At 35.5% G+C, this 14,321-nt stretch carries 13 protein-coding genes; 7 read left to right on the top strand and 6 right to left on the bottom strand.

Annotation, left to right across the window (positions count from 1 at the left end; translation table 11 throughout):
- Position 1: 1 nt before the first annotated feature.
- The 4 genes from BLW74_RS18135 to BLW74_RS18125 all read right to left on the bottom strand — a co-directional run bounded on the left by BLW74_RS18135 (position 2) and on the right by BLW74_RS18125 (position 6,520).
- Positions 2-2,197, bottom strand: coding sequence for a lantibiotic dehydratase family protein (locus tag BLW74_RS18135; RefSeq protein WP_089694677.1), 2,196 nt, complete (start codon positions 2,195-2,197; stop codon positions 2-4).
- Complete coding sequence (locus tag BLW74_RS18130; protein ID WP_089694675.1) at positions 2,197-4,422, bottom strand: CocE/NonD family hydrolase; 2,226 nt, start codon at positions 4,420-4,422, stop codon at positions 2,197-2,199. The genes BLW74_RS18135 and BLW74_RS18130 overlap by 1 nt, the downstream gene beginning before the upstream one ends.
- Before the next feature lie 53 nt (positions 4,423-4,475).
- Entirely contained in the window at positions 4,476-4,652 is a 177-nt protein-coding gene (locus BLW74_RS22545; protein WP_167358466.1) for a hypothetical protein, read from the bottom strand.
- Positions 4,653-4,786: 134 nt separating this feature from the next.
- Positions 4,787-6,520 carry a helix-turn-helix domain-containing protein gene (locus BLW74_RS18125; protein WP_167358465.1) on the bottom strand — a complete coding sequence of 578 codons (1,734 nt, stop codon included), beginning with the start codon at positions 6,518-6,520 and terminating at the stop codon, positions 4,787-4,789.
- 693 nt (positions 6,521-7,213) lie between these two features.
- Between BLW74_RS18125 and BLW74_RS18120 the strand changes: the two genes are divergently transcribed.
- Together BLW74_RS18120 and BLW74_RS18115 are read left to right on the top strand one after the other, a co-directional pair.
- The gene (locus BLW74_RS18120; RefSeq protein ID WP_089694671.1) at positions 7,214-7,909 is read left to right on the top strand and encodes a hypothetical protein; all 696 of its coding nucleotides are present in this window, start codon (positions 7,214-7,216) and stop codon (positions 7,907-7,909) included.
- Between the two features lie 162 nt (positions 7,910-8,071).
- Entirely contained in the window at positions 8,072-9,121 is a 1,050-nt protein-coding gene (locus tag BLW74_RS18115) for an MBL fold metallo-hydrolase (RefSeq protein WP_089694669.1), read from the top strand.
- 77 nt (positions 9,122-9,198) lie between these two features.
- Here the strand turns inward: BLW74_RS18115 and BLW74_RS22540 are convergent, their stop codons facing one another.
- Positions 9,199-10,038 (bottom strand): DUF4822 domain-containing protein, encoded by an 840-nt coding sequence (locus BLW74_RS22540; RefSeq protein WP_167358464.1) that lies wholly within the window; start codon positions 10,036-10,038, stop codon positions 9,199-9,201.
- A 268-nt stretch (positions 10,039-10,306) separates the two neighbouring features.
- On the opposite strand from BLW74_RS22540, the gene BLW74_RS18105 reads away from it, so the two are divergent.
- From BLW74_RS18105 to BLW74_RS18090, 4 genes are all read left to right on the top strand, one after another.
- The gene (locus BLW74_RS18105; protein WP_167358463.1) at positions 10,307-11,020 is read left to right on the top strand and encodes a DUF434 domain-containing protein; all 714 of its coding nucleotides are present in this window, start codon (positions 10,307-10,309) and stop codon (positions 11,018-11,020) included.
- Between the two features lie 3 nt (positions 11,021-11,023).
- Complete coding sequence (locus BLW74_RS18100) at positions 11,024-11,674, top strand: hypothetical protein (protein WP_089694665.1); 651 nt, start codon at positions 11,024-11,026, stop codon at positions 11,672-11,674.
- A gap of 224 nt (positions 11,675-11,898) precedes the next feature.
- The gene (locus BLW74_RS18095; protein ID WP_185116371.1) at positions 11,899-12,171 is read left to right on the top strand and encodes a hypothetical protein; all 273 of its coding nucleotides are present in this window, start codon (positions 11,899-11,901) and stop codon (positions 12,169-12,171) included.
- 7 nt (positions 12,172-12,178) lie between these two features.
- Entirely contained in the window at positions 12,179-12,964 is a 786-nt protein-coding gene (locus tag BLW74_RS18090) for a TatD family hydrolase (RefSeq protein ID WP_089694663.1), read from the top strand.
- Between the two features lie 73 nt (positions 12,965-13,037).
- Here BLW74_RS18090 and deoD read toward each other — a convergent pair whose 3' ends face one another.
- On the bottom strand, positions 13,038-13,748 hold the full coding sequence (gene deoD, locus BLW74_RS18085; RefSeq protein WP_089694661.1) for a purine-nucleoside phosphorylase: 711 nt from the start codon (positions 13,746-13,748) through the stop codon (positions 13,038-13,040).
- A 159-nt stretch (positions 13,749-13,907) separates the two neighbouring features.
- Here deoD and BLW74_RS18080 point away from each other — a divergent pair, with 159 nt between their 5' ends.
- Positions 13,908-14,300, top strand: a complete 393-nt coding sequence (locus BLW74_RS18080; protein WP_089694659.1) for a VOC family protein — start codon at positions 13,908-13,910, stop codon at positions 14,298-14,300.
- The last annotated feature ends 21 nt before the right edge of the window (positions 14,301-14,321 follow it).

Here is a 14,321-nt window from a genome sequence, read left to right as displayed (position 1 = left end):
TCTATAGGTCTTTATAAAGTGGAAAAATGAACTGATTGATATGGTCAGACTGATCATTGTGTAAAAATTCTTCAAGAATAATTTCTTTTTCATTTTTTATGGAAGAAAGAAACATTTGCATTAAATCATAATTTTCAAAATTGACAGCCAATGTATTATCTCCTTTCACCCACTGTATCCATTGTGGTATTTGCTTAAACTTTCTCCATTCTTCAACCTTTTGTAAGAGAACATCCTTTTCATGAGATTGAAACAATGATTCCAGATAGTGAATGTGTTCACGGTCAATTTTCCATCGTGCTTTAGACAGGATGATATTCTGATATTCCACCCTTGGCAGAAAATCATAGATTTGAGCTAAACTACCCCAGGAAAACGATAAAGAAGGCTTTAGATTCTGATTCTGATAATCGCATAAAAAATGATAGACAGGCAAAGAATTTTTCGCGTAATTATGGGCATTTGTGAGGTGCGGAATTACTTCTTTATTGTGCTTCTTTGATCTTAAAAATAATTGGTTATTCTTTATGGACAGGTACAGATCCTCCACCCATATCTGATTTTCTTTTTCTGAGGCTGAACTGGCCAGATAGGGGATTTCATATTCTCTCAGAGAAGGTCTTCTGATCACATTTCCAATTCGGGATTCAGGTAAGTGTACAATTTCTGCCAGAATTTTGTCCGGATTAAGTTCCTGTTCTTTTTCAGCAATGGTTTTCACTAAATCTTTTACGGATGATTTTTCTGAACAGAATCTTCCCATTAATTTTCCTGCATTTCCGCCCACCGATTTTATAAATATTTTTTTCTGCTGATTTTCTGAGACAATTTCGGCCATTACGGATAGGGTATCCGGCAGTTGATTCCAGTCTTCCTCAAAATCATTAAAATCGTCATCAGATAATGGTAGTATATGGTCTTTATTCCAATATGCCTTTTGTAATTTCCTGTTGAGGATCATTTGCATCGGGCTGATCTTAATCTGAATTTCCTTTTTTTGATCAGAATACGGCAGGATTAAATCTTCAATATAAGGATGAACTCCTTTTGCTGAAACATCTTGTAAGTAACCAATGCCGATTTCCGGATCTAATGCATGGGCTAATGCAACTTCTTCATTTTCAAATCTTTCATAAAACGCCTTTTTGAATTTTTCTAAAGCTGTATCACTGTAAGGTGCAGTAATTTTATTCAGGAAAGAAATTCCTTTCTTCAGTTCTTTTTTCCACTTATAAGATAAGTTTAATTCTTCATCAAAATAAAGATCTGTCTGAAAAAGATACTTTTTTTCATATTGTACATTCAGTTTTTTGATCAGTTCTTCAATGTCGGAATAGGCATCTGCTGTATTCCCAAACTGTAAATCAAGTCTGCTTACCTTTTTTTTAAGCGCTGCTAAAATCTCTTTTTCCTGACGGGCGCCAATTCTGTTTAAAATGGAAATTAGTAATTCCAGAAAGTCACCTCCCGAAACGGTAGGGTTAAGTTTGCTTATAAGTACCTGATTTTCAATAAGCTCATCAATAAATTCCCGTGCCTCTTCAAGAGATATTTCATCATTAACAAGAGTGATGGTAAGCTGATCAATTGTTTTACCAGCTTCAGAAAATTGTAAGATATGTTCTAATTCTTTGGAAAACGGAGCGGAGGAAATGATATAATCCCTTTTTCCTGCCTTATTTTCATATTCTACAAAACGGATTTTATTTCCAATTTTGTGGATACTGTTGTTAGGGAAAAATATGATATGGTTTTTAATGTATGGAACTGAAAGAAACTGCTCTGACAGCGCGACTAAAAAGTGCATATCGAGTTTTGTGTCTCTCACTTTTGCATACGCTGCGAATGAGGGAAACTGATTTTCTCTGTCAAATTTTCCTGTACCTACTCCTGAAAATAAACCAAATGGTGTGCAGCGGGTGCTTGTACGGTTATAGTATTTTAGTAAAGCGTTTTTTGTTCTTTCATTCAGGGTTTTACAGGTCAATAGTCCGTTTTCTGCAGATTTTTCGATCTCCTCATACAAAGAAAGAGAAGCTAAATAAATGGCTTCTCTAAAAATCTTGTTGTTATAATATTTTTCTAAATTTCCGTTGGCTGCATTTTCACCGGAAAAATTATTCTGAAATTCTTTGTAAGAAAAAAGCGGTGCTCTTACAACGAATCTGTCAAAAAACTGAAAGGGGAAACGTGGCATTAATTAAGAGAAATAGGGATTTCTATAAAACTGTTATTGTAAAATTTTATTTCCAAAGGTGCTGCGGCATCTTTAATGGTCTCTTCACTTACATCTTTTCCGGTTCCATAATTTATCTGCATTAGCGGATTTTTTATAGCACCTAATATCAACACCAATTGGCTACTTTTCTCCATCTTTTTGCTTACAAATTCATTATTGGTAACTTTGATGCTCGTTTCTTTGTTTTCACGCAAAAGTTCTCTTTTTTCTGAACTTTTAGCATAGCTCGCTCTTCCATAGTACGTAGATAGTAAGAAATATTTGCCTTCACTCGTCTTTTCATACAGTTTCATGTACACATCAACGTCTTTTTTATTGACCGATAATTTCAGATTACCTACGAAGTTTCCTGTAAATTCAACAGGTTTTTCAAAGGGGGCTGATGAGAATACAACCGCATCTGAATGGTAAATTTTTTGATCAAGTACGTTGTCTTTTTGCTTTAAAAGCTCATCTGCATTGGAACGGTCTTTTAAATCTACTGTAAGGGGTGTAAAGCTTTTTTCTTTATCTTTTTCTAAAGAAAGCTGATGATGAGTACTGATATAGAATTTTAATTGATGTTTATCAAAATCATCAATGCTGGAAGTGCTTTTCCATTCATTGGTTCCCATTACCTGATAATTGATTTTATCTTTAAGGAAAGACGGTTTTGGTTGGCCTTTCAGAATATAATCAAACCATTCCATTGTAATATTGCTGATATCCATATTGGCAGCAGAATCAATAGTATATCCTTTTAGATTATTTTTGATATATCCCTGGGCTCCTGAATGATCATAGGGACCGATAATCAAATAATGATCAGCGTTTTTGTTGTATGTATAATGATTTCTGAAATAGTATAAAGCTCCCAGCTGATCAGAATCATAATATCCGGTGATGGTTAAAACCGGAATATTTATTTTAGAATATTCATTTTTGTAGGGAATCATTTTCTGCCAGTAGCTGTCAAATGATGGATGTTTTAGCCAACGCTGAAAAATGATACTTTTTTTACCGGCAATAGAATCTAATTTGTTAAATGCTTCGCCGCCTACGTACCATTTTTTAAAAACAGAATTCCATTGCTCTTCATCTTTGAAACCCGGATCAAGCATTTTATTGTTGGTCACATAATTAATCCAGCGAAGCGAATAAGAGGCAAAGATATTATTATTCATAGGGAAATCTACTACACCGATTCCTACGGATGCCTGCGGGATAATCGTTTTTAAGGCTGGATGAATATTCTTAGCGGCTGCCCATTGGCTGAACCCAAGGTAACTGCCTCCGATCATTCCTGTTTTACCGTTACTCCAAGGTTGTTTGATGACCCAGTCAATAACTTTATTAATATCTTCCTGCTCATGTTCAAAAGGTTCTATAGAAGAATTGCTTGTATATTTTCCTCTTGGATATATGTAAACAGAGTGATAGCCATAGCTTGCCTGCACCTTTTGATCATTGGCATCCTCCGAATCAGGATAGATGGAATTAACCAGAATGGTAGATTCAGGGCGGGTAATTTTTTTATTCAAAACCACCCTTATGCTTATTTCATTATTGATTAATAAGCTGTCTTTCACTTCAAAGTTCTTGGAATCAAGCTCTTTTAAATACTCTTTTGCAATATCAAATGTAGGACCTGTTACATAGGAGTTATAACTTCTGCAAAGCAGTAACGCTTTTTTCAGATCCACGCTGTCTTTGTTCTCAAAATCGTTTTTAAGGGAAGCAAGAATCTCTTTTTTTGTTTTCTCGGTATCTCCATTGAAATAGCGGGGAAGTATGATCTGTGTTTTCACAGGAAGACTTTCATATTTTTTTAAAAATTCCTCCTTATATGTTCCCTGAAAATCTTGTTGGGATTTTTTATTTTTTTTTGCCTTTATATAGATTTCATACTGTGTTCCCATTGCATTGGAAATAATGGGATTACTTTTTCTGTAAACGCTGCGTACTGAATCCAGCTGGCTTAAAGCAATATCATAGTTTTGTGCTGCCATACTTGCCCTGAAAAGATTATCATACCTTACGGCCTTATCTTTTTCTTTATAATTCTTCTGTATTTCGGAATTTAAATAAGAGATTAAAGGCTGTATTTTTTCAATATTATAATCATTAAACTGTTTAATATTTATTTTCTGAGAAAAAATAATATTGAATGCAAGAAAAAACGATAGGGCTAATAAGTGCTTCATAAAAAATAAAAAATCAGTAATTTTTCAAAATTACTGATAAAATGTTGAAAAGTTTAGTGGTTTTTTATGGTCATATCCAAAGTGTCATCTATAGTTCTGTCTACCACCGTATCATTGTCTCCATTCTGGATCATCTGAGCACCGCCTGCAGAGCTAAGGCCGCCTCTTATTTTAGACATCTGAACCTTGTTCAGGGATAATTTTTTTTCAGTTTTTTTAATTTTTTTCACTGTTTAGCTGATTTTTAAATTATTGTACAAAGAAAATTTTATTTCTGCAAATAAGGAATTTATAGATGCCGAAATTGATAAATTTCGATATTTTTTTATTGTAATATTTTGATTTTTAAATGTTTATATTTTTCTTAATGTAAGGCCTTAATATAATAAGAAGGAAGCGTTCCCGTAATTTTTTTGAAAGCATTGGTAAAAGATTCGGCGTTATTGTACCCTATGTCGTCAGCAATGGCAGCAATGGTATGTTTCCTTATTTTTTCGTTGGATTTTAATTCCTCAACAATATAATTAATCCTGAGTTCATTCAGATATTGTGAAAAATTTTTGCCTTTTACTTCATTGACGAGTTTAGACAAATAATCCCTGTTTGTATCAAAATCTTTTGAAAGAGAGTCTAGCGTAATATTTTTAGTGAGAAAACTCTTTGATTTTTCAAACTGCTCTATTTTTTCAATCAGAATTTTAAACTTTGGATGGGTAGAAAGGTCACTTTTCGGAGCTTTTTCTTTTCTTTCGGAAGCAGTCTCTGCATGGATAACAGGAGCAATGCTTTCAATTTTTGTTTCTTTCTGCGGTACAGAAGCCATCAGAGGTTTCTCGGATAATACTTTTGCCTGTTTTTCGTATTCTTTTATTTTCTTTCTGTTTTTCCTGATTATAAAGATGAAAAGCAATGAAATAAAGAGCAAAGCAGCTATCAGCCAGGTCTTCTGGTTGTTAAGTTTTTCAATTACACTTACTTTCTCTTTCATGAGTAAAGGTGTATCATATTTTTTCAGAATTTCTTTTGATAGGTTTTTGCGGTTTATTGTAATTACACTGTCACTGTATATCAGGTTGTTGATATATTTCAGCTGATTTTTGAGATCTCCCTTCTTTTTGTAATAGTCTATCAGAAATTCATATCCATCTCTTTTTACGGGTTCAAAAGTTTTGAACATAAATGAAATGGAATCTGCCTTTTTAAAGAATTCTATGGCTTCATTTTCACTGTGGGCAGCATGTTTTATCTTTCCAAGATAATAGTATAAAACCCCTAGGTTAGTGTAATCTTTATTATTGACAAGACCTTTTTCCACTTCCTGCAGGATTTTATAAGATGCCGGAAGATCTTTCAGATAAAACAGGCTAATTCCTTTTATCATCAGCAGGTAGCTGTAATTGGAGTAGTTATTGTATTTTTTACATTCTACTAATCCGAGGTCTGCAAATTCAGTACTTTTTTTATAATCCTTGCACTTGGTATAAATATTAGCTAAAGAAAAAATAGATGCAATATAATTTTTAGCATCTGCGTTGCCCGCTTTTACTTTATCATTTTCATATTCATAATATTTTAAAAAAAGAGGTAAGGCTTCCTCGTATTCTTCTGTAGCCGTTTTTAGTATCGCAATAAGCTTGTTGATGTAAAAAAACTGCTCTTTGTTTTCGGTTCGGTTGTGATTAATAGCTATGGTATATTCATCTAAAGCTTCTTTGTATCTCCCTTCATTATTGAACAGAATTCCTTTTATTATATGAGATTTGGCCGGATAATCGTAATTCTTAACGTTTTTTGAAGCAGCAATAAGTGAGTCTGCATAAGGATGCCCATTTTCATTTTTTAAGTTTTTTACACGGGCAATATTATAATATCCATCAAATATGATGTCTTTATTATTTTCTTTCTTCCCTTTAAGCAGAATGTAATTAGCAAAAAGTTCAGCTTTATCATTGTCAACCTGAAATACTTTATTGTATGCTTCTTCTATATATTGATAGCTTTTATTCTTTAACGAATCCGGAATATGGAGTCCTTTTATACTCTGAGCAAAGAAAAAAAAAGGAAAAGCGGTGAATACAATTAAATGAATTTTCTTCATGATTCTAAATAGCATACAAATTTATGAAATATCGCCGGATTTTCAGGGTAAGTGTATAAGTTTTTGTTAATCAGGTAAATGGGGGCTTTTTTTGACCCTTAATTTATCAATTTCAGTCAGCCTGCATATCGGAATTGATCAATCTTGGATTACTATTCTTGTAAACTTTCTCCAGAATTGGGATGTTTGCATCAGAAATATTCGAAGCAAGTTAATAAGATCCATATCACTCAACATATCCAAAATAGTTGGAAGCAGCGAGGTAAAAAGCAGACAATTTTTACTAAGATTATTCAGTCCATTGAGGATAAAAACTAATAACCGTGAAACACAAAAAACTAAAAGAATTATCAGGACATAATTCCTGATAGGACTAAAAACGAAAGAAACATGATGTTTTCATAATAATGAAAACTGTTCAACAGGCATCAGGGATAAAAACTAATAACCATGAAAATCCAAAAGCTTGAAGAATAATGAATGTTACTTGTACATGCTATTGTACATTTTGTTCAGCGATGACCTGACTGGAAGCTTATCCTAAATTAATGACACATATGATGAAAATAAGCTTCTTGTATGGGATTGGTTGAATAAAAAAAAGGAAACCCGAAAAGGTTTCCTTTTTTATTATCTTTTCAGAATGCTGTGGTAGCTGTTTTATCATACTTAACTTTTTCGTATCTTGAACAGATGCAAGAGAAAGCAAGAAAAGATTTTTTACCATTGGTTTCTAAAACATGGGAGTTCATAACATGGCTGACCAGAATTTCTGGGATGCTTTTATTGTTGGTGGCATTTCTGCTCCTGTTAGGATGGCCTGCTGCATTCTTTAATAGGCCTGCACTATTTATTGTGGTGGCAATACTGTATTATCCGGCTCTCGCTTTTGGTGTATATAGCTTTTTTATTTATCAGAAGAAAATCAGAAAAAGAACAGTCCGGAAGATCATTGTAGATGCTCAGGGAATTCATTACGAAAGAAAGGACGGCTCCGTAGATGAAATCCTTTACAGTAACCTGAAAAGCTATTCCTTTTCAGATGAATATGATGTAAGTGTCAGTCCGGTAAACAAAGCGTATGTATTGCAGATATATGAAAACGACAAAGTAAAGGAAGTAGATTTTATCGGAAGGGATGCCGGCTATACTTCCTGTATTGGAAATCTGAAAGCTTTAAGGAGAAAGTATATTCAAGGAATTACTTGCTTCAGGCCAGATTTACGGATAAATCCCTTAGTTTATGAGGTCTTTTATATCAATCCTGTTGATTTTACATTCGACCATAAAAAATTTTGGACATCACTCGCACAAACTTTTGCAATAATGGTACTCTGCTGCTTAGTGCTTGCGGCCATCATGTTGGTATTGGTTAAATGGCTTTTTTAAGAATATGAGCCATTAATAGACGAAACATCAAAATTTGATACCCTTCCATTTTATTTTCAAATCTCAAAATCTTATGCTTATATTTATTTTAAATTAAGGTAGGCAGACGGTGAAATAGAGATTATTCTCTTCAAAGCTGAAACCGGATTTAAAATTAAATGAATGAAAAGTTTAAAAAAACAGCTGGGACAATTTCCCGATGAAAAAAGAAAAGAATATTTCAATACACTTCCCAATTATCTCAACGGAAGATTTCAGAATATATTAGAAACACCAGCTTTATTAGAAGGCGAAAGTATGACTAAACTACTTCTTCAAAGTCTATGTAAAGTGGAAAACACCTCACCAAAGACAGCACTCCCTTTTATGGTGACGGATCTTAAAAATCTTCAGCCGAAAGAAAATGTGCTGGTATGGTTCGGGCACAGCTCTTATTTTATACAGGTAGATGGAATGAAGTTTCTGATAGATCCTGTTTTCAGTGGTAATGCATCTCCAATGCCCGGTTCTATAAAAGCTTTTCAGGGCGCTGATTATTATAAGCCGGATCATATGCCGGAGATAGACTTTCTCCTGATCTCACACGACCATTGGGATCATCTGGATTATAAAACCGTTAATGAATTAAAACATAAAGTGGGTAAGGTGATTTGTGGTCTGGGAACCGGACAGCATTTTGAATACTGGGGCTGGGATCTTGATAAAATCATCGAGAAAAACTGGTGGGAAAGTGTAGACATGGCTGAAGGGTTCAGAATTACCCTCACTCCGGCAAGACACTTTTCAGGAAGATTACTGAATCGTAATATCTCACTCTGGACCTCATTTGTATTAAAAACACCCACGAAAAATCTGTTTTTGGGCGGTGACAGCGGTTACGGAAATCATTTTACAGAAATTGGAGAAAAATACGGACCATTTGATTTAGCAGTCATGGAAACCGGGCAGTATAATGAAAAATGGCCTTACATTCATACGTTGCCGGATCAGTTAATCACTGAGATAAAGGAACTGAAAGCCCAAAACTTCATTCCGGTACACAATTCCAAATTCAGGCTGGCACAGCATGCCTGGTACGAGCCGTTGGAACTGGCCTCTAAACATGCAGAAGAAAACAATACGGCCATAAGCCTTCCTGTGATAGGAGAAAAATTAGATCTGGATCAGCTGGGAACAGTACAATGGAAAAGATGGTGGGAAGAATATAAATAGCAAGTCCTTTTTAATTTAAAATATAAAAACCTGCCCGTTACTGAGCAGGTTTTTTCCTTATTATAAAAAAAGAATAACTACAAAGGCTCCTTATGGCTGACCTTAGTATGAATAATATCGTAAAATACCGCTGGGTTAGCAGCATCAGGTGTAATTCTGTAAGTAAATGTTGTTTCATTCAGAACCAGAATATCTACAACACGGGTAAAGGTAGGAGTGGTAAGAGTTCTCTTTTTCCCATCCGGAGAAATAGACCATGTTCCTTCAGATCTCAGCACGTCATTTAAGCCGAAAATTTTGAAAGTTCCGTTCGCTTTAAAATAAGAATACCCTACATATCCTGCAACGCTGGCATCGGCTAAAGGTACATTATTTCCGCTCTTATCCTTCGCACCAGTTGTTTCCCATGGTGTGGAAGCTAAAGTAAGCTGTCCGTTCGTCGGTTCTGCATGAGATGTTCTGGTATGGATGATGTCGTAATACACAGAAGGATCACTTGAGTTAGGACGGATTCTGTACGTAAATTCATTTCTGTTTAAAACAAGGATTTCAACATCGCGGCTGAAAATAGTCGTTCCATCCGGATTCAATGCTGCAATAGTCCTGGTTTTTCCCTGTGTGTCTACAGACCATGTGCCCATAGATCTCAAAACATCCGTAAGGCTGTAAATCGCAAACTTTCCGTCTGTCTTGAAATAGGCGAAACCTACATATCCTGCCACACTGGCATCGGTAAGGGCTACATTATTGCCGTTTTTATCTTTAGCTCCTGTAGTTTCCCATGGCGTGGAAGAAAGTACCTGTGAGGGAGTCTGCTGTTCAATGATCATTTCATTGTCGTCACTTGAGCATGAAACTAAAGATGCTGATAATACTACAGCTGCAGAAAGATAACATAATTTTTTCAGTGTATTCATTAAGGTATTTTTAAGTCTTTGCAAACTTATTCCTAATACATATCAATACATTGTACGAAATATCTCTTTTGTTGTAGAAAACATAACAAATACCCAATTAGAATGAGAAAAACAATAGCATTGGCAGACTTCTCTATCAAAGGTTTCCAATTCCCCCTCCTTGGAGGGGTGGAAAAATTCAAAGAAATTTTGAAGGGGTGGTTGGTGATATTCACTAATAAAAACAATTTCCTACCATAAAAATTCACCAAAAATTCTATTTTTGAGCATGAATAACAGAAACCGCGGAAAAAATACGGGTGACGATGCTTTATTCGGACCAGAGAAACAGATCAACAAACTGAGACTGGCCGTTGAGGATATGCATTATTTATTGAGCAGAGCATATCCGGAAAAGGCGGCTTCTGAACTTGTGGGGAACAGGTACAGGTTAAAAACCCGCCAGATACAGGCGCTTCGGGGAGCATCCGCATCCGCTGCCCAGCTTCAAAACAGGCAGCTGAAACATGTAGAATCGTCCGATTTAAAAGAAAGGACAGTTTATCTCGATGGTTTTAATGTTTTGATTTTGCTGGAAAGTCTGCTTTCTGAAGCTTATATCTTTGAAGGGCTTGACGGCTGTATCCGCGATCTTTCGGGCGTCCACGGAACGTATAAAAGAGTCAATCAAACGCTGAGAGCAGTGGAACTCGTTGCTTCTTTTTATCAGAAAAATCACATTCATGAACTGATATGGATCTTTGATAAACCGGTTTCCAACAGCGGAAGAATCAAGCAGATTATTCTTGAATTTGCCGAACAGCACCAACTCAACTGGCAGGCAGATCTCCAGTACAATCCGGATAAATTTCTGGCAGAAAGTTCAGCACTTATTGTCTCTTCGGATGCCTGGATTCTTGATCACTGCAAAGAATGGTTTAATCTGATCGGATATCTGATCAAAGAAGAAAAACTTCCCGTTAACCTGATCAAAATGAAATAAAATATGAATCTGTTCGAACCTTATATTCCTCTGTTTTCAGAACCATGGAGAAATCAATACAGAGCCATTTTAGCAAAAGAACATCTTGAGAATCTGGAAAAAAATATTCACAGGTTTAAGAACAATACTTTAGATTGGGACTTTCCTTATTTTAATGAAGAAATAAAAATAAATAGAGAAGCAAGCTTTGGGAAATTTACAGCAGCCTTTGAGAGCAGCGATTCAGTTGAGGTTAAAGCCAAAATGCTGGAAACAATTCCCTTTGATAACTGGCTGAACATTTTAGGACAAAGACTGACCTCAGCAAGCATCCGCGATGAAAAAGCAATTCCACCTTTAAAAACAATGCTGATCAATGCCTGCCAGGAACCATTCAACAATGAAATAACGATTGCACAACGAGCCTGGGAAAAGCACATTGGAAGAATGGATGATGATTTCTGGGGACAAATCAAAGGAAATAATGAGCAGAAACAGGAAAAAGTAATGGAAAAAATTAACGATATCCTTGAAAATAAAACCTGGTGGAATGTTTTCTTCCATTACAAACATGAACTTGTTTTTGAGGTCCGTGAAAAAGAAGGCCATGGAATCCGCTGGAGCCACGGAGGAACAAAATTGATCGGCTTTCTGGAGAAATTTATCAACGAATAAACGAATAAATAAAACACAAACATCTGTGTCATCTGTGAAATCCGTGGGAAAGTAAAAGCGCCCGCAGATGATGTAGTTTTTACCCTCAAAACTATTTCAACCTTTCGTTTTTCCTCTTTTTATGTTATTTTTTACTGCGTAAAATGCTTGCGCAGCATGCTTCTAATTTTGCAGCATAAAACAGAAGCTATGAATCAGTCAGATCAAAAATTTTCAACGGAAGAATGGGAAAACTGCCTCAAAGTTTTAAATGCTTTGAAGGAAAATCCTTTCTGAATCCTGATAATCAGATATTTTCAGGATTGATTACAAAAATTCACAAAAATGCCAAAAAGCAAAGTCGCCTTGAAAATTATTCAGAGATGAAATCTCATAATCTGGCCGTGAATTCCAATCATATCCTGAAAGGAAGCAAAACACTTTATTCAATCCGGGAAAGCAGTACATGGGTATTACCACAGTTAAAAACAATAATTCAGGAAATAATACAAAAGTAAAAAACAAATGAACACTTACATTGATATTGGCATTAATCTGACCAATAAACAGTTCTATAATGAACACGAAGAAATTATCAGCCGAGCCTTAGATCATGGTATTGAACATATGATTCTCACAGGAACCAGCATCAGAGGAAGCAGAGAATCTGCGGAAATTGCAGAAGAATATCCAGAAATTTTATTTTCAACAGCAGGAATTCACCCGCATGATGCCAAATCTTTTAACGAACAAAGCATCAGCGAACTCAGAAAATTATTAAAACAGGATCATGTGGTTTCAGTAGGCGAGTGCGGACTGGATTTTGACCGGGATTTCTCTCCCAGACCCATTCAGGAAAAATGTTACCAGGCACAGCTTGAACTCGCTGTAGAAGTCAATAAACCACTTTTTCTTCATGAAAGATCCGCATTTAAAAGATTTAATGAAATCACAGATGATTATCTTACCCAATTGCCTGAAGCTGTAGTACATTGCTTTACCGGAACGTTGAACGAAGCAAAGACTTATCTTGATAAAGGATTTTATTTAGGATTTACAGGCGCCATCAGTGATGAAAAAAGATTTAAACATCTCGAAGACGTTATAAAATATGTACCTCTCGACAGAATGATGATTGAAACTGACGCTCCTTTTATGCTTCCGAAGAATATGCCCGGAAGGCAGAACAGGCGAAATGAACCTTCTTTTTTACCCTACGTGGCACAAACAATTGCCCATCATAAGAAGATCAGTATTTCTGAGGTTGCAGACGAAACTACAGAAACGGCCAGAAATTTTTTCAGACTATAAAAAAGAGCTCTACTGATCCAGTAAGGCTCTTTTTTATAATCCATTTGCAAAATTGCAAAAGCTTACTTATTTCTTACAGACTCTTAATTGCTGATTCCAAAGCCAGTTCCATCATCGGATTCAAAGCTTTTTCTCTTTCATCAGCAGAGATTTTTTCGTGGGTCGGGATAATATCCGTTACCGTAAGAATGGTTGCTGCATTTTTTCCTAAATGCTGAGCATTGGCAAATAAACCGAACGCTTCCATTTCCACTGCTGGACAGTTATATTTTGTTGCAATTTCCGGAGTATCAGGATCTTTTCTGTAGAAAATATCACTGCTGTGAATATTAATGGCCTTCGCATGTAAAGATAAATCTTTCGCTGTTTCATTGATGGTGTTGAAGATATTTCCCTGATGAGAAAGGATTTCGTCTTCAATTCCCCATGCATATTTTGCGTACGTACTTTCGCTGGCCGCTTTGTCAATATTCAGGATATCAAAAAGTTTAAGATCTGTATTGTAAGCACCACAGGTACCGATTCTGATAATCGTATCTACTTCATATTCCGTAAAAAGCTCAAAAGAATAGATTCCGATACTTGGGAAACCCATTCCACTGGCTCCTACCGTAATTTCCTTTCCTTTATAAAGACCTGTATAGTAAAAAATACCTCTGGTTTTGCTTACCAGCTTAGCATTTTCTAAATAATTTTCAGCAATATACTGTGCACGAAGCGGATCCCCCGGCTGCAATACTACTTTAGCAATTTCTCCTTTTTTGGCACTGATGTGAATACTCATAATGTTTTTTTGAATGGCACAAAGATAATAACTTTTAGTTTGTTCCTGTTATTACAAAAAATAACCTGGTAAATACAGAACAACAAAAGAATAATGCAGAGCAGGTATGGTGAAAGCAGCCCGGCTACTTTTGCAGAAGTAAATATTTAAATTTTAAAAATGAAAATTGAGCACATTGCCATTTGGGTTAAAGATCTTGAGAAATCCAGAACGTTCTATCAGAAGTATTTTGGAGCGGTATCTGATGAAAAATATCATAATACCGTTAAAAATTTTCAATCCTATTTTTTAAGCTTTGAGAATGGAAGCCGTCTTGAAATTATGACCAGACCGGATATCAAAGAAAGTGAAAATTCCTATGAAGTCCAGCATTACGGTCTTATTCACCTTGCCTTTTCAGTAGGCAACAAACAAAAGGTAGATGAGCTTACAGAAACCCTGAGAAAAGATGGATATACAATTGCAGGAGAGCCCCGTACCACAGGAGACGGCTATTATGAAAGCGTAATCCTTGATCCCGAAAATAATATCATTGAAATTGTAAAGCAGTAAGTCATTGCGAGGATTTTGAGC

The sequence above is a fragment of the Chryseobacterium culicis genome, from assembly GCF_900108365.1.
GTDB classification, from domain to species: Bacteria; Bacteroidota; Bacteroidia; order Flavobacteriales; family Weeksellaceae; genus Chryseobacterium; species Chryseobacterium culicis.
The sequence above is the reverse complement of the archived record's forward strand: the minus strand, read 5'-3'. Positions and strand labels throughout refer to the sequence as shown.

Excerpts from the sequence above, each read along its gene's own strand:
- BLW74_RS18100 (WP_089694665.1), top strand. The coding sequence starts at position 11,024 with ATGAATCTGTTCGAACCTTATATTCCTCTGTTTTCAGAACCATGGAGA.
- BLW74_RS18080 (WP_089694659.1), top strand. The coding sequence starts at position 13,908 with ATGAAAATTGAGCACATTGCCATTTGGGTTAAAGATCTTGAGAAATCC.
- BLW74_RS18115 (WP_089694669.1), top strand. The coding sequence starts at position 8,072 with ATGAAAAGTTTAAAAAAACAGCTGGGACAATTTCCCGATGAAAAAAGA.
- deoD (WP_089694661.1), bottom strand. The coding sequence starts at position 13,748 with ATGAGTATTCACATCAGTGCCAAAAAAGGAGAAATTGCTAAAGTAGTA.
- BLW74_RS18095 (WP_185116371.1), top strand. The coding sequence starts at position 11,899 with ATGGGAAAACTGCCTCAAAGTTTTAAATGCTTTGAAGGAAAATCCTTT.
- BLW74_RS18120 (WP_089694671.1), top strand. The coding sequence starts at position 7,214 with ATGCAAGAGAAAGCAAGAAAAGATTTTTTACCATTGGTTTCTAAAACA.
- BLW74_RS22540 (WP_167358464.1), bottom strand. The coding sequence starts at position 10,038 with ATGAATACACTGAAAAAATTATGTTATCTTTCTGCAGCTGTAGTATTA.
- BLW74_RS18090 (WP_089694663.1), top strand. The coding sequence starts at position 12,179 with ATGAACACTTACATTGATATTGGCATTAATCTGACCAATAAACAGTTC.
- BLW74_RS18125 (WP_167358465.1), bottom strand. The coding sequence starts at position 6,520 with ATGAAGAAAATTCATTTAATTGTATTCACCGCTTTTCCTTTTTTTTTC.
- BLW74_RS18105 (WP_167358463.1), top strand. The coding sequence starts at position 10,307 with ATGAATAACAGAAACCGCGGAAAAAATACGGGTGACGATGCTTTATTC.
- BLW74_RS18130 (WP_089694675.1), bottom strand. The coding sequence starts at position 4,422 with ATGAAGCACTTATTAGCCCTATCGTTTTTTCTTGCATTCAATATTATT.
- BLW74_RS18135 (WP_089694677.1), bottom strand. The coding sequence starts at position 2,197 with ATGCCACGTTTCCCCTTTCAGTTTTTTGACAGATTCGTTGTAAGAGCA.